At 52.1% G+C, this 21,675-nt stretch carries 26 protein-coding genes and 1 tRNA gene; 16 read left to right on the forward strand and 11 right to left on the reverse strand.

Features of this window, described 5'->3' with window-relative positions; genetic code table 11:
- Positions 1-24: 24 nt before the first annotated feature.
- A complete protein-coding gene (locus tag G340_RS18115; RefSeq protein WP_154653243.1) occupies positions 25-201 on the reverse strand; it encodes a hypothetical protein in 177 nt (58 codons plus the stop codon).
- Positions 202-352: 151 nt separating this feature from the next.
- Here G340_RS18115 and G340_RS0115065 point away from each other — a divergent pair, with 151 nt between their 5' ends.
- A complete protein-coding gene (locus tag G340_RS0115065) occupies positions 353-1,063 on the forward strand; it encodes a hypothetical protein (RefSeq protein ID WP_020074473.1) in 711 nt (236 codons plus the stop codon).
- Between the two features lie 363 nt (positions 1,064-1,426).
- On the opposite strand, the gene G340_RS0115075 is transcribed toward G340_RS0115065, so the two are convergent.
- A tRNA-Val gene (locus G340_RS0115075) sits at positions 1,427-1,503 on the reverse strand.
- A gap of 235 nt (positions 1,504-1,738) precedes the next feature.
- Here G340_RS0115075 and G340_RS0115085 point away from each other — a divergent pair.
- The 8 genes from G340_RS0115085 (at position 1,739) to G340_RS0115120 (ending at position 8,917) form a co-directional block, all read left to right on the forward strand.
- Positions 1,739-2,542, forward strand: a complete 804-nt coding sequence (locus G340_RS0115085; protein WP_020074476.1) for a motility protein A — start codon at positions 1,739-1,741, stop codon at positions 2,540-2,542.
- A 21-nt stretch (positions 2,543-2,563) separates the two neighbouring features.
- Positions 2,564-3,415, forward strand: a complete 852-nt coding sequence (locus tag G340_RS0115090) for an OmpA/MotB family protein (protein ID WP_020074477.1) — start codon at positions 2,564-2,566, stop codon at positions 3,413-3,415.
- A 236-nt stretch (positions 3,416-3,651) separates the two neighbouring features.
- Positions 3,652-5,604 carry a methionine--tRNA ligase gene (gene metG, locus G340_RS0115095; protein WP_020074478.1) on the forward strand — a complete coding sequence of 651 codons (1,953 nt, stop codon included), beginning with the start codon at positions 3,652-3,654 and terminating at the stop codon, positions 5,602-5,604.
- Positions 5,605-5,620: 16 nt separating this feature from the next.
- Positions 5,621-6,400 (forward strand): TatD family hydrolase, encoded by a 780-nt coding sequence (locus G340_RS0115100; protein ID WP_020074479.1) that lies wholly within the window; start codon positions 5,621-5,623, stop codon positions 6,398-6,400.
- 6 nt (positions 6,401-6,406) lie between these two features.
- Entirely contained in the window at positions 6,407-7,030 is a 624-nt protein-coding gene (locus G340_RS0115105; protein WP_020074480.1) for a TatD family nuclease-associated radical SAM protein, read from the forward strand.
- Positions 7,031-7,115: 85 nt separating this feature from the next.
- On the forward strand, positions 7,116-7,949 hold the full coding sequence (locus G340_RS0115110; protein ID WP_020074481.1) for a sulfite exporter TauE/SafE family protein: 834 nt from the start codon (positions 7,116-7,118) through the stop codon (positions 7,947-7,949).
- A complete protein-coding gene (locus G340_RS0115115) occupies positions 7,946-8,305 on the forward strand; it encodes a DUF1634 domain-containing protein (RefSeq protein ID WP_020074482.1) in 360 nt (119 codons plus the stop codon). Before G340_RS0115110 ends, G340_RS0115115 begins: the two co-directional genes overlap by 4 nt.
- A gap of 12 nt (positions 8,306-8,317) precedes the next feature.
- A complete protein-coding gene (locus G340_RS0115120) occupies positions 8,318-8,917 on the forward strand; it encodes a nitroreductase family protein (protein WP_027104033.1) in 600 nt (199 codons plus the stop codon).
- A 122-nt stretch (positions 8,918-9,039) separates the two neighbouring features.
- Here the strand turns inward: G340_RS0115120 and G340_RS0115125 are convergent, their stop codons facing one another.
- On the reverse strand, positions 9,040-9,471 hold the full coding sequence (locus G340_RS0115125) for an N-acetyltransferase (RefSeq protein ID WP_020074484.1): 432 nt from the start codon (positions 9,469-9,471) through the stop codon (positions 9,040-9,042).
- 267 nt (positions 9,472-9,738) lie between these two features.
- Entirely contained in the window at positions 9,739-10,470 is a 732-nt protein-coding gene (locus tag G340_RS0115130; RefSeq protein WP_326522425.1) for a putative ABC transporter permease, read from the reverse strand.
- Positions 10,471-10,772: 302 nt separating this feature from the next.
- Between G340_RS0115130 and G340_RS0115135 the strand changes: the two genes are divergently transcribed.
- Genes G340_RS0115135 through G340_RS0115150 form a run of 4 tightly spaced genes read left to right on the forward strand, consistent with a single transcriptional unit; the run spans position 10,773 to position 13,865 of the window.
- Complete coding sequence (locus G340_RS0115135) at positions 10,773-11,291, forward strand: DUF6106 family protein (protein ID WP_020074486.1); 519 nt, start codon at positions 10,773-10,775, stop codon at positions 11,289-11,291.
- The gene (gene acpS, locus G340_RS18605; protein ID WP_020074487.1) at positions 11,272-11,961 is read left to right on the forward strand and encodes a holo-ACP synthase; all 690 of its coding nucleotides are present in this window, start codon (positions 11,272-11,274) and stop codon (positions 11,959-11,961) included. The genes G340_RS0115135 and acpS overlap by 20 nt, the downstream gene beginning before the upstream one ends.
- Positions 11,873-13,324 (forward strand): bifunctional ADP-dependent NAD(P)H-hydrate dehydratase/NAD(P)H-hydrate epimerase, encoded by a 1,452-nt coding sequence (locus G340_RS0115145; RefSeq protein ID WP_020074488.1) that lies wholly within the window; start codon positions 11,873-11,875, stop codon positions 13,322-13,324. Before acpS ends, G340_RS0115145 begins: the two co-directional genes overlap by 89 nt.
- A 10-nt stretch (positions 13,325-13,334) precedes the next feature.
- On the forward strand, positions 13,335-13,865 hold the full coding sequence (locus G340_RS0115150; RefSeq protein ID WP_033402334.1) for a hypothetical protein: 531 nt from the start codon (positions 13,335-13,337) through the stop codon (positions 13,863-13,865).
- Between the two features lie 90 nt (positions 13,866-13,955).
- Here the strand turns inward: G340_RS0115150 and G340_RS17160 are convergent, their stop codons facing one another.
- From G340_RS17160 to mltG, 3 genes are all read right to left on the reverse strand, one after another.
- A complete protein-coding gene (locus tag G340_RS17160; protein WP_020074490.1) occupies positions 13,956-14,537 on the reverse strand; it encodes a WYL domain-containing protein in 582 nt (193 codons plus the stop codon).
- A gap of 193 nt (positions 14,538-14,730) precedes the next feature.
- Positions 14,731-15,198: a hypothetical protein gene (locus tag G340_RS0115160; RefSeq protein WP_020074491.1), complete on the reverse strand. Its 468-nt coding sequence runs from the start codon at positions 15,196-15,198 to the stop codon at positions 14,731-14,733.
- Between the two features lie 160 nt (positions 15,199-15,358).
- Positions 15,359-16,471: an endolytic transglycosylase MltG gene (gene mltG, locus G340_RS0115165; RefSeq protein WP_020074492.1), complete on the reverse strand. Its 1,113-nt coding sequence runs from the start codon at positions 16,469-16,471 to the stop codon at positions 15,359-15,361.
- Between the two features lie 280 nt (positions 16,472-16,751).
- On the opposite strand from mltG, the gene G340_RS0115170 reads away from it, so the two are divergent.
- The 3 genes from G340_RS0115170 to G340_RS0115180 all read left to right on the forward strand — a co-directional run bounded on the left by G340_RS0115170 (position 16,752) and on the right by G340_RS0115180 (position 17,711).
- A complete protein-coding gene (locus G340_RS0115170) occupies positions 16,752-17,123 on the forward strand; it encodes a type II toxin-antitoxin system PemK/MazF family toxin (protein ID WP_009062170.1) in 372 nt (123 codons plus the stop codon).
- Between the two features lie 90 nt (positions 17,124-17,213).
- Entirely contained in the window at positions 17,214-17,399 is a 186-nt protein-coding gene (locus G340_RS0115175) for a hypothetical protein (protein WP_020074493.1), read from the forward strand.
- A 15-nt stretch (positions 17,400-17,414) separates the two neighbouring features.
- Positions 17,415-17,711 (forward strand): spore coat protein, encoded by a 297-nt coding sequence (locus G340_RS0115180; protein WP_020074494.1) that lies wholly within the window; start codon positions 17,415-17,417, stop codon positions 17,709-17,711.
- A 135-nt stretch (positions 17,712-17,846) separates the two neighbouring features.
- Here the strand turns inward: G340_RS0115180 and G340_RS0115185 are convergent, their stop codons facing one another.
- From G340_RS0115185 to G340_RS0115200, 4 genes are all read right to left on the reverse strand, one after another.
- Positions 17,847-18,521 carry an amino acid ABC transporter permease gene (locus G340_RS0115185; RefSeq protein ID WP_020074495.1) on the reverse strand — a complete coding sequence of 225 codons (675 nt, stop codon included), beginning with the start codon at positions 18,519-18,521 and terminating at the stop codon, positions 17,847-17,849.
- Positions 18,521-19,276, reverse strand: a complete 756-nt coding sequence (locus G340_RS0115190; RefSeq protein WP_051092170.1) for an amino acid ABC transporter permease — start codon at positions 19,274-19,276, stop codon at positions 18,521-18,523. The genes G340_RS0115185 and G340_RS0115190 overlap by 1 nt, the downstream gene beginning before the upstream one ends.
- A gap of 69 nt (positions 19,277-19,345) precedes the next feature.
- Complete coding sequence (locus G340_RS0115195) at positions 19,346-20,206, reverse strand: transporter substrate-binding domain-containing protein (protein WP_020074497.1); 861 nt, start codon at positions 20,204-20,206, stop codon at positions 19,346-19,348.
- 86 nt (positions 20,207-20,292) lie between these two features.
- A complete protein-coding gene (locus G340_RS0115200; RefSeq protein ID WP_020074498.1) occupies positions 20,293-21,015 on the reverse strand; it encodes an amino acid ABC transporter ATP-binding protein in 723 nt (240 codons plus the stop codon).
- Positions 21,016-21,675 lie beyond the last annotated feature (660 nt).

Here is a 21,675-nt window from a genome sequence, read left to right on the forward strand (position 1 = left end):
GTATGTGACATACGTGTCATTTTGTCAACTCCATTTTAGAAAAATAAAATATTTTTTATAAAAAGCAAATTTTTTACCGCTAACGCATGAAAAACGATGCAAAAGAAGAGGACTCCCGTGCCTCTTTTGCAAAGCGGCGGTCAGGCCGTCTTTTTGTCTTTCCAGCGCCGGAGCCTCAACAAATACGAGCGCTTTTCCCAATAGAACCGGCTCGCCTTTGCGCGGTTCCCCTCTGAAAGCGGCTGGAAAATGGATAATTAGCCAAAAAAAATCCCCCGAAAATTCCGAGGGATTTTGATTGATAAAATGTATAAATATGGTAATATAGGAAGGGGGAAAGGGGATGTGAAACTTGTATATACGAGGATCATTTACATATAAATCGGCTCTTATTTTAACTAGTGAAAGAATGCGGGGCCTGCAAGCGGTGCTTTTGCAGGATTTTGAGGAGCTGAGCTATTTTGCAACAACAATTCAAAAAGACAAAATAATGTTTGGATCACTCGATGAATTGCTGAGCTATGATAATTTTGGCCGATGGAAAATCTCCACTTTAAACATAGAGGGGAGAAAAACAGGCGGGCAAAGCATCGAGATTTGTTTTTGCTCGAACATGGGATTGTTTGTCAGTTTTACATCAACAGCAGAAATTGAATATACGTTAAATGACTTGCAGGAAATTACTCTGATCAAAAAGAAAATTTGCGATTATCTGAACAAATGTAAAGCCCCTTATCATATTCAAAGCAAGCTATCGTGGTTTTCAGTGTCTGGCTGCATTCTGGTAATTCTCTTGACTCTATTGCTTACCGGCCCAAGGAGAAGTCTGGCGATAAATTTTGATTCCGTGGAAGTAGTTCTGCTTGTGGTGACGTGTGTGTTGTCGAGCGTTTGGAGTGTGAAATTCCCCTCTATGTGGGCAAAAATTTTTCCGCCAATCGTTTATTGCTGGGGCGAAGAGGTTGCGGCAACGGATAGGCGCAGTAAATTAAGGTCAAACATTTTTTGGGGCGTTTTTGTGGCTATGGTGGTTGGAATTGTTACAACTTTAATTACAGGGTGAAAATTTCTTCTTTTTTAGAAGAAAATTTCGGCCTTTCAATTAGCGAAAACACTACTCAGATCAGCGGCGCGATTTTTAGGGGGGGACGGGAGCTGTTCATGACCTCCTTAATGACGGGGCATATGCGGTCGGACAGCGGGAAAAAAGAAACCTGAATAAAAATTACAAACCTCGCTACCGATTATTTTCGGAATTGGGATCTCTTTTTCAGAATAGATAGAGAATATCGAAAAAGTGAACCATTAAGATTTTGACTGGCATACTTGCGTGTTTGAGATGTTTTCGGCGGGTATGAAATGGGAAATTACGATAAAAAAGCCGCACCAAACTGCCGGTAAACGGCGGTCTGGTGCGGTTTTGTTTTGGTGGACGATACAGGACTTGAACCTGTGACCCTTCGCACGTCAAGCGAATGCTCTAGCCAGCTGAGCTAATCGTCCATTTATTTGCGGCGTTTATTGGAACGCTTGGTTATTATATCTTATTTTTTATTAGAAATCAACCCCTAATTCAAATAAATTTTGATTTTTTCGGTTAGGTTTTTGAAAAATATGCAGAAAAAAGAAATTTTTATAAAATTAAGCTTTTTTACCAAGATATTGTAGATTTCTGCCGATATACATAATTGAGAGTTTCTGATTCTTCAGCAATCGTCAAACTCAAGGAGGATACAGAGTGGATATTTCAACAATCATTGGAGTAGTTGTCGCGTTTGGCTCAATTATAGCGGGCTATTTGCTGGAGCATGGCGTTTTGAGCGCCTTATTGCTGCCATCACCTTTTGTTATTGTGGTTGGAGGAACATGGGGGGCGATCATTCTTTCCTTTGGATTAGGGCAAATTGGTGCTGCGTTCAAATTCTTTCTCAGCACGGTATTTACCAAGAATACGCCGAATCCGGAAAAGCTGATTGCGAAAATGGGAGAGATGGCGGATGCCTGCCGAAAGGAAGGGCTTCTGAAGCTGCAGACCATGCTGGATGATTCCGACATCAGCGACGACAGTTTTCTGCCGCTGAAAGAGGGGATGATTTTAACCCTGGACATGAAGCCGGCCGAAGAAATTGCGGCTACCATGGAGGCGGATCTCGAAACATACATGGTAAAAAAGAACATGGAAATTGAAGTCTTTTTGTCTGCCGCCGGCTTTTCGCCGACTCTGGGTATTATCGGTACTGTTATGGGGCTGGTGCAGGTGCTGGGACATATGACGGACGCAGAGGCGCTGATGAGCTCCATCGGCGCGGCGTTTCTGGCAACCCTGTACGGCATTCTGTTCGCCAACCTGATCTATTTCCCCATGGCCAACCGAATGAAGGTGGAGCTCAAGCGTCAAAAGGTATATCGCGAGATGATGATCGAAGGCATGTGTCTGATCGCAAGCGGTAAATCCGCACGCGATGTGGAAAACCAGTTGTCTCTTTATTATCATGTATTTAAGAACGGTCAGAAGAAATATAAAGAGGGCATCAATAACTAATTGCATGGAGATTAAACTGCTATGGCAATAAGAAAAAAAAAGGGTGAGGCGGAGGCCCCCGAAAACCATGAAAGATGGCTTTTGACCTATTCAGATATGGTTACGCTGCTTCTGGCGCTGTTTATGATCCTGTATTCCATGAGCACCATCGACGCAAAAAAGTTTGCGAAAATGGCTGAGCAGGCAGGGTATCAAATGGGCGCTGTCAGCAGCTCCATGTCCGGCGGCGGTGGAACCGGTACCGGTACGGGCACGGGCAACGGGGACGCGGCCACAAGTGCCGGCAATCTGTCCAGTAAGATGGATGCTTTGGATGAGGTGTATTCGATTCTTCAAGCATATGTGGAAAAGAACCATCTGGAGGATCAGATCGGCCTTGTCAATACCAATACGTATGTTAAAATTCATTTGAAGGACAAAATGATGTTCGTGCCCGACAGCTCGCGGATGCTGCCGGAAAGCGAGCCTGTTCTGAAAGAGGTCTCCTTCGCCATATCCAAGGTGTACGACCGGGTGGACCATATCACGTTCAGCGGGCATACGGCGGATGTGGGGCCGCACACACTTTCCGGCGACCAGACTTCCTGGCGGCTTTCCACGGAACGGGCCGTTACGGTTCTGACCAAAATGATCGGCTACGGAATGAAGCAGGATAAGGTTTCAATCGAGGGCTACGCGCATTTTTCGCCGGTCGCGAACAACACGAATGAAGAGGGCCGCGCCAAGAATCGGCGAGTGGAAATCACGATTCTCAAGAATCCGCCGATTCTTCCGCCGAATATTTCAAAGCCCTCCCCGGATTCCGCCACGTCTTCCGTCGCCTCTTCCGCCGAAGCACCCGGGCAATCCGAATCCGGCGAGGCCGCGCATTGACAAAGAATGGAACGTTTGAAGTACAGGCCGCCGAAACGGGCGGCCTGTGTTTTTTTCGGGCTTTGCCCGCCGGTGAGGGCAGAATCCGGGCATTTGCTTGAATTCTATCCGTAAAATGGTATAATAGGAAAAAGATACTGACATACTGATGTTCAAAACCGCCTGCGGCATGGGCGGCAGGGCTGATCGGAGAATTCTCTGAAAAGCGCACTGAATTTGTTAAAGGGATGGATTCTATGGAAAAAAAGACATTTTATATCACCACGCCCATTTACTACCCTTCCGGGCAGCCGCATATCGGGCACAGCTACTGTACCGTGGCCAGCGACGCGATTGCCCGCTATAAGCGCCTGCAGGGGTATGACGTAATGTTCCTGACCGGCACGGACGAGCACGGCCAGAAGATTGAGAACAACGCGAAAAAAGAGGGTGTTACCCCCAAGGAATATGTAGATAAGGTGGTAGAAGGCTTCCGGAACCTTTGGAAGCTTCTGGATATCAGCAACGACCGTTTTATCCGCACCACGGATGATTACCACGAGAAAGCCGTACAAAAGATTTTCCGCGCGCTTTACGAAAAGGGCGAAATTTACAAGGGCAAATACGAGGGCTGGTACTGTACTCCCTGTGAGGCCTTCTGGACGGAAACGCAGCTCAAAGACGGCAAATGCCCCGACTGCGGCCGTGAGGTCAAGTGGGCGGAGGAAGAAGCGTATTTCTTCCGTCTTTCCAACTATGCGGACAGGCTCCTCAAGCTGTATGAGGACCAGCCGGACTTCATTCAGCCCGAAAGCCGCAAAAATGAGATGATCCAGTTCATCAAAAGCGGTCTGAACGACCTGTGTGTTTCCCGTACCAGCTTTTCCTGGGGAATTCCCGTGGATTTTGACCCCAAGCACGTTGTGTACGTGTGGCTGGACGCGCTGACCAATTATATCACCGCCATGGGCTACGGCTCCGACGACGACTCGGATTACCGCAAATACTGGCCCGCGGATGTCCATTTTGTGGGCAAGGAGATCGTGCGTTTCCATACGATCATCTGGCCCGCCATTCTGATGGCGATGGATCTTCCCCTGCCGAAGCAGGTGTACGGCCACGGCTGGCTGCTGTTCGGCGACGGAAGCAAGATGAGCAAGAGCAAGGGCAACGTGGTTGACCCCGTGGTTCTGTGCGACCGCTACGGCGTGGATGCCATCCGGTACTTTCTGCTGCGTGAAATCCCGTTCGGGGCCGACGGCAACTTTACCAACGAGGCCCTGATCAGCCGCATCAATTCCGATCTGGCCAACGATCTGGGCAATCTGGTTTCCCGCACTACCGCCATGGTGGGCAAATATTTTGGCGGTGTGATTCCCGCCGAGCAGGAAAAGGCCCCCGTCGACGACGAGCTCGAGCGAGAGGTGGTCTCCCTGCGCGAAAAATGCGATAAGGCGATCGATTCCTATCAGTTTTCCAATGCGCTGGCGGAAATCTGGAAGGTGGTGGCGCGCACCAACAAATATATTGACGAAACCGCGCCGTGGGTGCTCGGCAAGGACGAAAGCCAAAAGGCAAGGCTCGCTTCTGTGATGTATCACCTGTGCGAAACCCTGCGCGTCATCTCTATCCTCATCACGCCGTTTGTGCCGAACACCGCTCCCAAAATTCAGGAGCAGCTCGGCGCGGGTGCGGCGGTTTTGGGGTATGAGAACGCTGCCACATGGGGTTTGCTGCCGGCAGATGCCGTCATTACGAAGGGCGAAACGCTGTTCCCGCGCATCGATGTGGATCAGGAGATCGAAGAGCTCAATCAGCTGATTCCCTCCACGGTTCCGGCGCAGGAGGAGAAAAAGGACGAGGGGGCGCAGGTTCCCGAGGGGATCGCGCAGATCACGATCGACGATTTCATGAAGGTTGAGCTGGTAGTCGCGAAGGTGCTCAGCTGCGAGCACATCAAGCGCGCGAAGAAGCTGCTCAAATTCACGCTGGACGACGGCGCCGGCGAGCGAACGGTGGTATCCGGCATTGCCAAATGGTACCAGCCGGAGGATTTGATCGGCCACAGCATTGTGTTGGTCAAAAATCTGAAACCCGTCGTGCTGTGCGGCGTTGAGAGCCAGGGAATGATCCTTTCGGCGGACTGCGGCGAGGACACGGTTCGCGTACTGCTGATGGACGGCATTCCGGCAGGCTCCAGGATTCATTAAAGGGCAGGGTAATATCGTGAAACGACTCATATTTGATTCCCATGCGCATTACGACGACAAAGCGTTTGATGCTGACCGCGAAGAGCTGCTGCAGCGTCTTCCGGAGCAGGGCGTGTGTAATGTGGTGAGCATGGGTGCGGATTACGACGGATGCAGGGGAGCGCTTGAGCTCGCTTCCCGGTACTCCTATCTTTATGCGGCGGTGGGGATCCACCCGGAAAACGCGGCAGGCCTGCCCGAGGATTATCTCAGCCAGATCGAGGAGTGGTCAAGCGCTCCCAAGGTGGTGGCGATCGGGGAAATCGGCCTGGATTACCATTATGAGGACATGGCTCCCCGAGAGGTGCAGCGAAAGGTATTTGAAGATCAGATTCTGCTTGCAAAGCGCCGGAACCTGCCGATTGTGGTACACGACCGCGAGGCGCACGGCGACACGATGGAGATTCTCCAGCGCCACCGCCCAAGGGGCGTGGTTCACTGTTTTTCCGGCAGTGTGGAAATGATGCGCGAAGTGGTCAGGCTCGGCATGTACATCGGCTTTGGCGGCGTTGTCACCTTTAAAAACGCCCGGGTTGCCGTAGAGGTGGCCCGCGAAATCCCGCTCGACCGCCTTTTGACGGAAACCGACGCGCCCTATCTGGCGCCGGAGCCGTTTCGAGGCAAGCGGTGCGATTCCTCCATGATCCGTTATGTCGCGCAGCGCATTGCGGAAATCCGCGGAATCACCGCCGAAGAAGTGCTTGCGGCCGGGCGGCGCAACGCAGAAGTGCTTTTTGATATCATCGCTGAGGGGTAATGCAATTTGACAATCACCTATGTTGTAGAGGAAGATCACTTATATGTAAACATGACCAACCGCTGTCCCAATGCCTGCGGGTTCTGCGTGCGGTCTCTCAATGAGCGGAGGGAGGGCGAAGCCGATCTCTGGCTGGAGCGCGAGCCTACGCGCGAAGAAATTCTGGAGCAGCTGAAAAGCAAGGATCTGGACAGCTACCGCGAGCTGGTCTTTTGCGGTTACGGCGAGCCAACCTGCCGCTTTGACGATCTGGTCTGGCTGTGCCGGCAGGTGCGCCAGATGAGCTGTGTGAACATCCGTCTGAACACCAACGGCCTTTCCGATCTGATCAACGGGCGCTCCACCGCGCCGGAGCTAGACGGCCTTCTGGACAGCGTTTCCATCAGCCTCAATGCCTCCACGCCGGAAAAGTACCAGGAAATCTGCCATTCCAGGTTCGGGCTCGAGGCGCTTCCCGCCATTTTAAAGTTTACGAAAACAGTTGGGTTATATGTACCGAAGGTTTACATGACGGTTGTGGATAACATGCCGCGCGAGGAAATTTCCGCCTGTGAGCGCTTGTGCCGTGAAACGGGAGCAACCTTCCGTGTGCGCCATTTCCTCGATCACCAATCTTATGTAGAAAAGTGACATATGCGCTTCCTCTGCCTTTGCCGGAGGGAGTGCATCCTGTTTTGAGACAGAAAAAGTTTCAAATGAAGAAGGGGAGGAACGAATGGCGTCTGTTTTCTTTATTTTTCTGATTGCAATCGCCGCGGGCTTTCTGGGCTCTCTTCTCGGGCTTGGCGGCGGCATTATTATGACCCCGGCGCTGACGCTGCTGTTTCATGTCGACATTCGGTATGCCATTGGCGCGAGCATCATTTCGGTGATTGCTACGTCCAGCGGCGCGGCGATCACTTACCTGAAAGACCACCTGACCAATGTGCGCATCGGCATGTTTCTTGAAATCGGCACCACGCTGGGAGCCATTACCGGCGCGTTTCTCAGCGGGCTGGTCGACACCCGGTATCTGTACCTGATTTTCGGCATGCTGATGCTGTATTCCGCCGCCATGATGCTGCGTAAGGCAGGCAGTGATCTGCCGCAAGATGTGGTGACGCATCCGGCGGCGGAACGCCTGCGCCTGAACAGCTCCTATTATGACAAAGGCCTTGGCCGGGAGGTGCCGTACCGGGTGGCCGGCGTTTACGGCGGCCTGGGAATGATGTATGTGGCCGGTACGATCTCCGGCCTGCTGGGGATCGGCAGCGGCGCCTTTAAGGTGATGGGGATGGACCTGTTCATGAAGCTGCCCATGAAGGTGTCGAGCGCCACGAGCAATTTTATGATCGGAGTGACCGCGGCGGCCAGCGCCGGTGTCTATTTTTTCCGCGGAGACATCAACCCCGGCATCGCGGCCCCGGTCGCGCTGGGTGTGCTGATGGGCGCCGTAGTCGGCACGCGTGTGATGCAGCGTATGAAGAGCCGGGTTATCCGGATCATCTTTGTGCCGGTGCTGGTGGTCGTTTCTGTACAGATGATCGTGAAAGGGGTGCTGATGGGATGAAGCGGGAGGATGAATCAACGGAGCTCTGGCTGGCAAAGCTCCTGAAGCTGGGGGTGCTGTTCAGCGCCGCGGTGATTGCCCTTGGGGTTTTGCTGTTTCTGTCTACCGGGCGGAGCGGATACGCCGACGGGGTGTTCCCGACCAGCCCCGGAGAAATCTGGGCCGGGCTGCTCGCGCTCAGGCCGTACGCCGTTATGCTGGCGGGGCTGTTTCTTTTGATTCTGACGCCGATTCTGCGCGTAGGCAGCTCGATCCTGCTCTTTTGGCGGCAGGGCGACCGGCTGTATGTCGCGATCACGGCGCTCGTCTTTTTAATTCTGATCATCAGTCTGTTTCTCGGTAAGGCAGAGTCATAGGGAGGAAAGAGTATGAGCCTGCAAAGCATAGATAACAGGAGAAGCATCCGAAGGTTCCGGGAAGATATGGTTCCGATGGGGCAGATCGATCAGGTGCTCGCGGCCGGAATCAAAGCGCCCTCCAGCAAAAACAAACAGCCGTGGCGGTTTGTCGTGGTCGGCGGCAAGGCTAAGGAGGAAATGCTCGGGCTGTTTGAGGCCGGTCTTACCCGGGAACAAAACGGACAGGCCCTTTTGCCGAAGAACAGAAACGCTCTGCCTGACGCCTGGAATACGCTGAAGGTGATGAAACAGGCGCCGGTTATCATTTTGGTGCTGAACGAGGAATCCGAATCGCCGTTTGAAGCCGTCAGCAACGAAGACAGGGTAGCGGAGATCGCGAATACGCAGTCGATCGGCGCGGCCATCGAAAATATCATTCTGGCCGCGGTGGAGCTGGGCCTTGGCACGCTCTGGATCTGCAACACCTTCTTTGCGTATACCGAGCTTTGCGGGTGGCTCCAAACCGATCGTCAGCTCGCCGCGGCGATTGCGCTCGGCTACCCGGACGAAGCGCCGCCGCCGCGCCCCAGAAAAAAGCTTCGGGATGTGGTGACCTACCGGTTTGAATAATACTTCCGCCCGGCTGGTAAAGCGAATGCCCTTTTTCAGATTCGATAATCCAATCAAAAAGGCCGAACCCCATAAACGGGATTCGGCCCTTGCTGTGCTGCTGAATTTTGGCTTTTACGGACTCAATCCTTCTTCCAGGTCATGAACAGCTCCTGTTCGCAGGTGTCCGAATTGGTCAGCTCGCGCTCGACGACAAAACCGTGCTTCGTGTAGAAGTGTACGGTGTTTTCGCTCTTTTTATAAACATTGACTTCCAAATGAGGATACTTCTTCTGGCACCACTCAATCAGCTTTGTGCCGATGCCGTGGTTCCAGTTGTCCGCGTCCACAAACAGAGCGGCAATAAAGCTGCCCTCCAAAATGCTCACGAAGCCCTTCAAACGGCCATGCTCCCCGTAAACAAAGGTTTTGGCCATAGAGAGGTGCTCGTTGCGGACAATTCTATATTGGTTCAGCCAATGCTCTCTCGGAATGAACGGGTGTGCTTTCGTAATGGCGTTCATCCACAACTGCATCACGGCGTCTAATTCATCTTTATGAAACTCTCTGATCATAAGTATTACTCCAATCTTTCATTTTCTTCTGCCATACATCCCTGAAAACCCGGGAACGGTTTGACCAACGGTATTGTAATAGAAAAGGGAGGACTTGGTTATATTATACAATTATACACCATCAAAGTTAAATTGAAAAGGTAAAAATGAAAATAATCTATGAAAAAAGCGCACAGTTTCCGCAACTGAGCGCCCTTCCCCCTTGAAACAGCTTAAAGTTTATTATACGCATTGCGCAGCAAAATTGCAAGGGAAATCTTTTTCAGCTCACCGGATTCCCTGCTGAGATTCCGATTGATTTTTGCGCAAAGATTGTGCATGCTGCATATTGGGGTATACTCGCTTTAAGTACTCGTCGGTATAATTTCGGTCGAGCCATTGGCTGACCGGGCCCGACGCGGGAACGCCCTCCTGCCGCAGGCTTTGGCGCTTGACCGCCATACCGGAAAGCGCGATATTTGCCGCCATGAGCACCAGCAGCACACGGGTTAAAATGATGCCGGGCCGGCTTGGGAGCCGTTCGATCCACCGGGTGAGCGAGGGCAGGGAATGTTTGATGAAAATCAGCCCGAGAATGCCCCAGAACACCGAGTAGGTCAGGTTGGTGCGCCCGTGCAGATTCAGAGCGGAATTGCTGTATTCCCACGACACCGTGCCAAAAAGCTTTTCCTGCAGATAGGAGCAAACATATTCCAGCGCGCCGCCCAAAACCATGCTCGCAAAGAAGATGATCAGGCTGTTGCGGTGGCGAAAACGGTAGAGTGCAGCCGTAAACAGTACGGCGCCAAGCCCGTACACCGGCGTAAACGGCCCATAGAGCAGGCCCTGGCGGCTTTCAAAGTACCCCAGGCGAACATAACACCAAAGGGTTTCTACCACAAAGCCGATGATACTGCCGGAAAGAAAAATCCAGAAAAGCTTGTATCGGTTCAGCCCGTGCGCGAAAGAATAGGGGTTCCCTTCTAGAATTGAGCCTCTTCGCTGAAGTCTGGTGATCATCATTTCGACAAATTCCTTTCTGCAATTTTCTGGTTGCGCTGTCCTGTTCCCATTACAACATGCACGAAAGCGAGCGTTCGGCGCCTGGGCATACAGGAATCCTCCACCCGTTACTTCCTGTTCTTTTTAGGGGCGGCGGATGAGGGGAGCGGATGTTATCATCTATCATATCATAATTTGATAAAATCGGCAAAATGCTGGCTGTTGTGTCATGAGATATGTGGGAATTGTAATGGAAGGTAAATTATGGTATCATAAATAGAAATAAACGATGCTTTTGATTGGGAATGGGAGATGACGCAATGGATGTTTTTGTTGAACAGCTCGTCCAAAGGAAAAAAGGCCGCAAGGATTATACGATCATGGCCGGGGCGGGCATACTCGGAATCGTAATTCTGGCGGTCAGTACGATGGTGGCGTTTTTGGGGCCTTTTCTGCTGCTGATTGTTGCGGGTGTGTTCGTTGGGATTTACTATGTAGGCGCATCCAGAAATCTGGAGTATGAATACAGCACAACCAACGGGGATTTCACCGTGGATCAGATTGTAAACCGCCGCAGCCGCAAGCGGATTTGCAGCTTTGATTTGAAAACGGTGGAGGAAATGGGGCAGTACAACGCCGCGGCGTTCCAAAACAGAAATTTCGCAAGGCAGCTCATGGTCGGCGAGGACGACATGGGCACCGATGCGTGGTATATGGTCGTGCATTTAAAGGACTCCGGCAGCACTCTGCTCGTATACAATCCCAATGAAAGGATGCTGGCGGCGATCAAACCGTTTTTGCCGCGGCAGGTATCGGTCAATGCTTTCCGTGGGCGTTGATCTTCTCGAAATCTCCCGCATGGAACGCGCGATGCAAAACCCGCGCTTCTGCCGGCGAATTTTAGGGGACAAGGAATACGATCAGCTTGCCGGGCGCGGGTTCCCGGCGGCCAGCGTGGCGGTCAGCTTCTGCGCCAAGGAGGCGTTTTCCAAGGCGCTCGGCACGGGGGTGCGGGGCTTTCTTCTGCGGGAGGTGCAGCTCCTGCGCGATGAGCTTGGCAAGCCCTTTTTGTATCTGGAGGGAGCGGCTCTGGAGGCCGCCCGAAAAGCAAACCTGGAGTTTTCGGTCAGTGCCACACATACCGCACGTTACGCGTCCGTCACGGTCATCGGGGAAAAGCGCCGTTCTAAGATCACCGTTTCAAAGCGGCGCGGTGCGTGCGCTCACGGGGGAAACGCCGCCGTTTTGACGGACCCCGCGGATCAGCCCGGCGCAGAGGTGCAGCGCAAACTGATTTCCAGTGTTATTCTGATGGCACGGTTGAGAAAGGAGGAGCCTTCCCATGAAACTATTCCAAAGCGGCGCCATGCGGGCGCTGGAAGAAAAATCCGTTCAGGCGGGAGTCTCGTATTCCACCCTGATGGAGAATGCGGGCGAGGCTGCGGCACTGCTTCTGCGGGACAGGGCCTCCGGCGCGCAGGTCGTCATTCTGTGCGGAAAGGGAAATAACGGCGGCGACGGCTTTGTCGCCGCGCGGCATCTTGCGGATTGGGGTGCGCAGGTCTGCGTCGTGTTGATTCAGGGTGAGCCGGAAACGGAGCTGGCAAGAAGCGTGTTCCGGAAGATAGACGCGCAGAAGATTTTAGTGCTGGATTGGGTCAAAGAGCCCGAAGCCGTCAAAACGCAGGTCTATGCAGCGGATTTTGTGCTGGACGCGATGTACGGCATCGGGTTTCGCGGCAGCCTGCCCGAAACGCTGTTCCCGCTGCTGGATGCGGCGGAAACCTCCGGAGCGTATCTGCTGGCGCTGGATTTGCCGAGCGGCGTTTCGTGCGACACGGGGGAGGTGCCCGGGCGCTGCGTGCGCGCGGCGGAAACAGTCAGCTTTACGGCGCTCAAGCCCGCGCACCTCATTCAGCCGGGCCGAAGCCATTGCGGCAAGGTAACGGTGGTTTCGGTGGGTATTTCAGAACAGCTGATCGCAGAAGCGGAAACACCGCTGTTCGGCATTGAAGAAAAAGATCTTGCCCTGCTGTTTCAGCGGCGGGAGCAGAACACGAATAAGGGCAGCTACGGCACGCTGCTTTCCGTCTGCGGCAGCACGGGGATGGCGGGCGCGGCGATGCTCGCGGCCCGCGCGGCCCTGCGCAGCGGAGTGGGCCTTGTGAACATGGCACTGCCGGGCGAGCTGTATCCGGTGGTTGCGGGCGCTCTGCCCGAGCCGGTGTATACGCTTCTGGAGCGGACACACGGCGGCGTGATCAGTGAGGACAGCGCCGCGCTTCTCAATCGGGAAATGCTGGGTGCGTCGGCGGTTCTGCTCGGCTGCGGGCTCGGCACCTCTGCTTTGGCCCGCTCTTTGCTGCGGCGTGTGGCGGCCTGCAGCTCCGTTCCCCTTGTCATCGACGCGGATGGAATAAATCTCCTGGCTGAGAATATAGATATATTGAAAACAGTCAGAGTGCCGGTGGTGCTTACTCCCCATCCGGGAGAAATGGCGCGCCTTCTTCATACCACAGCTGAGCGGGTGCAGGAGCGGCGGCTGGACTATGCCGGACGCTTTGCGCGGGAGCATGGGGTGACCCTGGTGCTGAAAGGCTCGGGAACCATCGTAGCCGCTTCGGATGGACGCGTGTTCGTAAACACCACGGGGAACCCGGGGATGGCGAAGGGCGGCAGCGGAGACGTGCTGGCCGGAATGATCGCCTCCCTTGCGGCGCAGGGGATCGCGCCCTATTGGGCGGCGGTATTCGGTGTGTTCCTGCACGGGCTCGCGGGTGACCGCTGCGCAAAAAGGCTCTCTCAGCGCGGGATGCTGCCGTCCGATTTGATTGAGGAGCTGCCCTTGCTGTTTTCAGAATTTGAACAATAAGGGTGATTTCATGCGCAAGCCGGCCCGCCTCCTTGTAATCCTGTTTTGTCTTGTCTGTATGGCCGTTTTGGCGGGGTGTTCGCCCTCGCTGACACGGCCCGTGGTAAACCCGGTTCTGACCTTTGAGGCCAAAGCTGATGTTTCAATGGGAAAGAGCCGGTATGTATGCCGGCTGCAGTATTCGGCCGGGCAGGGCGCGCAGCTAACGCTGCTGGAGCCGCAGGAGCTGAAGGGCATGACCTGGGCGTGGGATCATAAGATCCTTTCCGTCAGCTATGAGGGCCTTACGGTTTCGCAGGATAACATGCTGCTGCCGCAAACCGGGATGATTCCCATGATGCTGTCGTCGCTGGACGCGGCTTCGGTGGAAGGCGCGCTGACCACCTCCGGCGACGGGCTGTTTTTCGGCAGCGGCGATGGCCATAATTTTACCCTGACTGCGGATCGCCGCACCGGCCGGATCAAACAGCTGGCCGTTCCGGAGGAAGATATGCTGGTGCTGTTTGAACCGATTGCAGATTCCTCTGAAGAATCGAAATAAAGAAAACAGCGAATAGCGACCGAACAGAAAGAAGATTTCAGCAGCAAAAAAAAGAGAACGCGGCGTGTGTTCTCTTTTTTGTTTTGGTTGCTATGATATGGAATTGAGATGGTTTTTTACCATATTCAATTGTTCCAGCATCAAATGTTTCAGTGCAGCAGGCTGAATCGAACAAATCGCTTTCCCATAGCGGTTAAAATAATTGGCAATAAAATTTTCTTCCTCTTGATTGTAAAATCCTCTTACGTAGTAGTTCCCGTTTTCCCGGTGCAGCTTCATGGAGGGATAGTGTTCTTTATGAAACAGATCCGCTCCCTGATTGGAAACGCCAACCTCAAAATCCACAGCATCCTTGTCGCGAAATAGCTCTTTTGAAGGGACGAGAAATTCAGAGATCGGCTTGGTCGCGTATTTTTCACAGCGCTGCACGGACTGAATTCTGTCGCATCGGAATACCTTTGGTCTTTCTGTTTTGAAATGATATGCGGTTGCGTACCATTGCCCATAGGCGGAAGTAACACGAAAAAACTGAACGTCGTATTGTTTCTCCGACTCTCCCTTTCGGTAGCGGATGCTGCATCCGCTTTCTTCAACAGCCATTTGCAGAATATCTTTTAAGCAATTGCATTCATTCTTGCTTTGGTGGCTCCCTAGGTTGAAAATCAGCTCCATTTTCCGCAGGGCTTTGATCCGTTCTTCTGAGATACACGCTTCAAACTTTTGCTTTAGTTTTTCAATATTCAGGGGAAATGGGGTCTACAGCCATAGTTACTTTGGATTTTGAAAATATAGAAACATACCGTTTAGCGGATACCACATCAACAAGGCTCCGGAGCAATTTGCTCCGGAGCCTTGTTGATGTGCTTTAGCGCTCAGAAGGAAGCCGCTTGAGGGAGCTTTGAGCCTCTTCCCCCAAAAGATTATTCTGTGCGGTAAACTCCTGAAGGAGCCGTTTTGTCTTTTGTGAGGGGAAGGCGCATAGGCACTGGATGGCCTTCCAGAGCAGCAACTCATGGCTTGGATACCGCTCCATCACGGCGAACACCGCTTCAGCATGCTCCGGCGTTGACAGCTTCGGGTGATAGAAAGCCATAAAGCCGACGGTGTCCAGAATTTCGCAGATTTTCTCCGCATCGTCTTCCTGTAAAACCTGCAGCAGAACGGGGAATACCTCCGGCTCTATTTTCAGCTGGCTTGCGGCTGCGGTGCGTGCCACAGCGTTTTTATCATTCAGAAGCTCCAGAAGCGCATTCTGGCTTTTTTCCCGATACGGGCGGATTTCCTCCGGGGTGGCGTAGCCCCTGCTCCGTAGCTGCTCCTGGCTGCTTTTCAAATAAGATCCATCCTCTCGCGATAGCGGTTATTTTTCCGGGGATACACTCTTGTTACATTTCACCTCAAAAAAGCAGTCAATGATTCCCTTACCGCAGGCAGGGGAATCATTGACATTTTTACACGAAGTCGCTTTTCAAGCAAATCTGCGGTACAAAAACTTACCGCAGACCGGCAATGATCAGGTTCTGGTTGTGTTCCTCCAGCGTTTCGGCATAGTACCCTGTGCCGGAAGCGGAGTGGCAGAAATAATAATAATTTGTGCTGGCCGGGTGAAGCGCGGCGTCGATGGCGCTGGCGCCGGGGTTGCAGATCGGCCCCATTGGCAGGCCGGAGAAGCGATAGGTGTCGTAGGTGCTGGTAAAGCCGGCGGGCGCTTCCGATTTTACCCGGTAGGGGTAGAATACGGTAGAATCAAACTGGAGTCTCGGTGTGTCGTGGGCCGCGCCGTTTGTCAGGCGATTGTGCAGAACAGAGGAAACAAGGTACATGTCGCTGGCACTCGAAGCCTCCGCCTGAATCAGGGAAGCCATGGTCAGCACCTGATCCGCCGTCATCCCCTGCGCCGCCGCCTGCGTTTGAAGGTTGGCCATTTTGTTCTGCATGTTGTTCAGCATGCGTTTGAGCGCATTGGCCGCGCTGTCTCCCTTATAAAAGTTATAGGTATCGGGGAAGAGATAGCCTTCAAGCTTATAATAGCGGGAGGTAGCGTTTGGAAGAGAGGCAATGAAGCTGTAATTGTCGAACTGCGTGCCTTTTGCCGCCGCGAGCACGTCGCTGGCGCTGCACACATGATTTTTCTCCAGAAGCGCCGCAACACCCATCAGATTCGTTCCCTCCGGGAAAGTGACGTTAACGGTCGGCGAAAGATCCGACTGGTGAATCAGAGAGGTGGTCCAGTTGGTCACACCGTGCGGCTTCACACCGTTCTCCACGGTGATCTGAATCGACGCGTGAACGCCCCTGATTTCAGAGGTGATGTAGGTCACTCCGGCCTTCAGGCCGGTAATACGGTATTTTCCGGTTCCGGCCACGCGGGCCACCTTGGCGATCCCATCGCGCGAGGACCAGACCTTGACGTCCTCCTGCTTTAAAACAGAGCTGCTGAGAGAAGCTTTAAAATCGTAAATGCTCCCCGGAGCCATTGTATAGCTGAAGGTATCCATGCTCAGTGTGCCTACCACAGCGTCTGTTTCCGCCGCATACGCGGCCGAGGGCGTTGCGAGCACCGCACAGGATAACAAAAAAGCGAGCGCTTTTTTCCATCTTGCCATTCGATCATACTTCCTTCCGATTAAGTTACTCTCATTATAGCCCTTTTGTCGAATTTGGCAAGACGGCGACACGTTCGGCAGGCGGCGCGCTTTTCTTTTCTGCCCCCGCTTTTTAGAATCCCACTGTCAATTGGCGGGTAAGCTAATATTATGTAGAGAGGCGCAAGACCTATTTCAGACGAAAGAAAAAAAGAAAATTTAAAATAATTGTATGAAAGTTTTTTGAAGAGGCAAAAATAGGATTGGGCCCAATCATTAAATTATTCGGAGCGTGAAAAACGTGAATGTCAGAAGAGGCGATATTTATTATGCCGATCTCAGTCCCGTTATAGGGTCGGAGCAGGGTGGGGTAAGGCCGGTACTGATTGTTCAGAACGACGTCGGCAACCGATTCAGCCCCACCGTGATCGCGGCGGCGATAACAAGTCAAAGAGCAAAAGCAAAACTGCCGACGCACATTATGCTGGATGCGGAAACCACAGGATTGGCCAGAGATTCCATTGTGCTTCTGGAACAGATCCGCACCATAGATAAACACAGATTAAAGGAACGCATGGGGCGCTTGGATGGCGTGTCTATGTCGCTGATCGATCAGGCGTTATCTATCAGCTTTGGCTTGGAACCTGAAGCAGAGGTCAGGCAGGCTACATAGAGAGGCCTGAATCATCAGTTTTGAGGAATATTTTTACCTGACATGCAAAGAATAAGGGTATACAAGTCAAATCAAAGGAGGTAACGAAAAATGGCAACGTTAACGAGCAAGGAGCTTTCTGCAATTGAGGATCAGCTCAACGGAGAAAAACTTTTAATTACAAAAATGAAAGCGTATTCTCAGGGCTGCACAGATCCCCAGCTGAAGCAGCAGTATGAAGATCTGGCCAGCAAGCATCAGCAGCATTACAATAAGCTGCTCGGATTTTTGAATTAAAAGGAGTGTAGAATCATGGATCAGAGCCAGAACCAGAATCAGACACAGGTAAGCATGAAAGACCAGGAAGTCCTGTATGATGTGCTGTCCTCGCAGAAAGCGATCACCGGCACTTATAATAATTTCGTCAACGAATGCGCAACCCCCACGGTGCGAAATGAATTCATGAATATTCTGAATGAAGAGCACCAGCTGCAGGCGCAGGTATTTGATGAGATGCACAAGCGCGGCTGGTACCCGACCCCGGCTGCGGAGCAGCAGAAAATAGACCAGGCAAAGCAAAAGTTCCAGAACATGAATCAGAACGGCTGATTCAACCTGGTTCCCGCAATCATAACAAAGCAGCCCCCGGGCACGGAAGTTTCCGCGCCCGGGGGCTGCTTTTGCATCAAAAATGAGTGTTGGAAAGAAATGTATCTTCACTGCCGGAAATGACCCTTCACAGCCTTACGCTTTGACAGGAACAGGCTTTTTCAGGCTTTCTCCCTTTGCATTCTGCCTGCGCACAATGCTGGAAAGCGTAAAGTTAATGATAAAATACACTCCGGCCATGAAGGCGAACAAGAGAAACACCTGTGCGGAGGAGGCAAACCGGCCCATCAGAATCATGCCCTTGCCGGTAAATTCCTCAATGGCCACCGCCCACAGAAAAGAGGTATCCTTTACGGTGGTGATCATCTGCGAGAGCAGCGACGGAACAATGTTTTTAAAGCACTGAGGAATGATGATGAACCAAAGGGTTTGAAAAAAGCCGAAGCCCTGAGAATAGGCCGCCTCAAACTGGCCCTTGTTGATGGAATTTAGTCCGCCGCGCACCACCTCGGCCATAATTGCGGTGGTAAAGACCGACATGGATAAAATGCCGGAGTAAAACGCGGGGATGGGAACCAGAAAACGGATGGCCAGAATCCAGAGGATCAGCGGCGTATTTCGGAAGGTTTCAATATAAACCGCTGAGAGCCTTCCCAAAATTCCGCGGTCGTAATTGCGCACCAGACCCAGAATCGTGCCGAAGAACAGGGCGATCAAAATGGTGGAGGCTGCGATCACGACTGTGGTGCGCATGCCCGCCAGCAAAAACAGAACGTTGTCCCTTGAGAAAATACTGCTTAAAAGTTCCATTATGCCGCTCCCTTCTTAGAAAGCTCCGGCAAACCGCCCCAGAATACTTTTTTGCTCTTCTGAGGAAGCGCGGTTGCCTGAACATCGTGGCTTTTGAGCCGCTGCTCGTAATTGCGGGCCCAGGTGGCCAGTGGGAAGCAGAGCACAAAGTACAGCAGGCCGGTGGTCACATAAGCCGGGCCGTACAGCAGCTGACTGCTGGCCCAGGAATCCGCGCGGTACATCAGGTCGCCGCCGGCGATCATCGCCAGAACAGAGGTGTTTTTAATCAGGTTGACCGCCTGATTGGTCAAAGGCGGCAGCACGATTTTAACGGTTTGCGGCAGAATGATATACCGCATGGCCTGCACGTGGGTAAAGCCCTGGCTTTTGGCCGCCTCCATCTGCCCGACCGGAATCGACTGAATTCCCGCCCGAACAACCTCGCTGATATACGCGCCGGTGTATACTCCAATGCCAAGTACGCCGATGGTGAATTTATCCAGCATGATTCCCACCAGCGGAAGACCGTTGTACAGAAAGAAAATCTGGATGACCAACGGGATGTTCTGAATAAATTCCACATAAACGCGGCTGACGCCTTTCAGCCCCCGAAGATGCGAGGAGGAAAACATGCCGAAGATGATTCCTAAAAGCAAGGCGAGCGCCAATGCAAGTACAGCGATTACCAGCGTAGTCAGAAAGCCGCCGGCAAATATCTGCCAGTCGACCAATAGCCTTTCCCATTTATCCAAAGAAAAAGGTGAACTGTTCATTTCTTTATCCCTGCCTTTCTTTCAGAATGATCTGCGGAGGTTTCCTTTGCAGGGAACTCTCTGTTAAAGTTAGTTCAGCTTCCATTTTGCGATCATCTGGTCCAATTCTCCGCTGGATTTCAGCTGCGCTACCATTCTGTTGACGTATTCCGCCAAATCTTTGTTATCCAGCTTGCTGGCAATGCCATACTCCTGGGGGGAATATTTATCGTCCAGAATTGTGGTGGTGTCGTCTACATAGCCGCTCAGGATGGAGCCGTCCACAGAGAAGCACTGCACGCGGCCGGAATCCAGCGCCGCTTTAATTTCGGGGTAAGTGGCATATTCGTCGAATTTTACCTTCACGCCGGCAGTGTTCGCCGCGTTCTGAATGGCCTTCATGCTTGTGGAGCTCTGCGCAACGCCGATGGTCTTTCCGTCAAGGTCTTTCAGGCTTTTGATGCCGGAATCCTTTTTCACCATCAGCTTCACGGCGTCCGAATAGTACGGATCGGAGAAATTGTAAACCTTTTTGCGTTCGTCGGTGATGGTAAAGGTTGCGATGACCAGGTCGACCTCTCCGTTATCCAGCAGAGGGCCGCGCGTTTTGGCGGTAACGGCCTGTGTTTCTATTTTGCTTTCATCGCCGAGCAAGTCTTTTGCGATCGCCTTGGCAAGGTCGATTTCAAAGCCTTCCACTTCGCCGGTTTTTGTGTTTTTCAAACCGAAGTTCGGAACATCCACCTTCACACCGACCTTCAGCACGCCGGCGGCTTTGATTTTATCCAGGGTGGGCGTTGCAGCAGAGGAGGCGGAGCTTTGCGTGGGGGCCCCGCTGGTACCGGCTGCTGCCGCGGAAGAGGTGGAACCGGCGGAACCGGAGCAAGCAGTAGTCAGCGCCAGCATAGAAACTGCCAGTAAGGCCGCACATGTCTTTTTCAATGTTGTCATAACAATCTCTCCTTCAATTTGTGTTATATTGGATCCTTTTTGAAAAGCGGGAAGATAAAGAGTCCGCTTCCTGTGAAAACCGGCTGTTATTTCAGAATTTTACTCAGGAAAGCCTTCGTTCTCTCGTTTGTGGGATTTTCAAAGAAATGCTCCGGTTTCCCTTCCTCCAGAATGGTGCCCTGATCCATAAACAGAATCCGGTCGGCAACCTGACGGGCAAATCCCATCTCGTGTGTGACAACCACCATCGTGATGTTGATGCGGGAGAGCTGGATCATTACGTCCAGAACCTCCTGAACGGTTTCGGGATCCAGCGCGCTGGTGGGTTCGTCAAACAAAATGATTTTTTGCTTTGTCGCCAATGCCCGTGCAATAGCGACTCTTTGCTGCTGGCCGCCGCTGAGCGTAGCGGGGTATACATGTGCTTTGTCGCGCAGGCCGACGACATCCAGATATTCATAGGCGATCTTTTCTGCCTCCTGCTTGCTCATGTGCTGCAGCTTCATGGGCGCCAGCGTAATATTTTGCAGAACGGTCATGTGCGGGTAAAGGTTAAATTGCTGAAAGACCATCGCAATGTTCTTGCGGACAATATCGTTCTTGTTTTTTGCCGAAAGCTCCGTACCATCTATGAACACCTGACCGGCGCTTGGTTCCTCCAAAAAATTCATGCAGCGAACCATAGTGCTTTTGCCGGAACCGGACGGCCCGATCACCACCAGCTTTTCTCCTTCTTCCACAGTAAGACTGATGTCTTTGAGCACTTCCAGATCGCCGAAGCTTTTACAGACATGTTCTAACTTAATCATGTGTTTTCCCCCCGTTTGGCATCTGTCTGTGTTTGCTGAATAAGTAAATAAAAAAGCAATGCGGCATCAAATCATCGGGAATGCATCACACACTCCCTCTTCTCGGATTTGAAGCTCCATTGCTTAAATCTTGCATATAAGGTTGCAGTTATCATACTCCGGCTAGAAGAAAATGTCAAATTGCGATTTTAGAACTGCCGCTAAAAAATGACGATAAATCACTTTAAAATAGTATTTTAGCTCAGAATAAGCTTGGATTATTAGCAAAATAGAACAAATTATAAAATTTATGTGAAATTAAGGTAAATTGCAAAAGTAACTTCCAGTTTGCATGACTTACTTCCAGTTCTCCAAAGTTCTTGCAAGACTAAATTCCGTAAAAACACGGTCCTCCCCGCAAGGCCGGAAGTAAGTTTTACAAACATTGGTCAAACCGGAAGTTACTCTTACAAAGGGAATTGAATATTTTTAACCGGCGTGTTAGCATATATACGAGCCGGACACCCATCATATAAATGGGCATGCCAAGCGGAGGTCGAAGCGTTTTTGCAAAATTTGCAAAGATAACTTCCACCCCTGGATGCGGATATATTCCGAATGGCGGCAGCCTGGTTTTTACTTCTTGAGTAGACGGGGTGTCAGGTTAATATCGTTTGCGGG

This window comes from Faecalispora sporosphaeroides DSM 1294 (genome assembly GCA_000383295.1).
In the GTDB taxonomy this organism is placed as follows: Bacteria; Bacillota; Clostridia; order Oscillospirales; family Acutalibacteraceae; genus Faecalispora; species Faecalispora sporosphaeroides.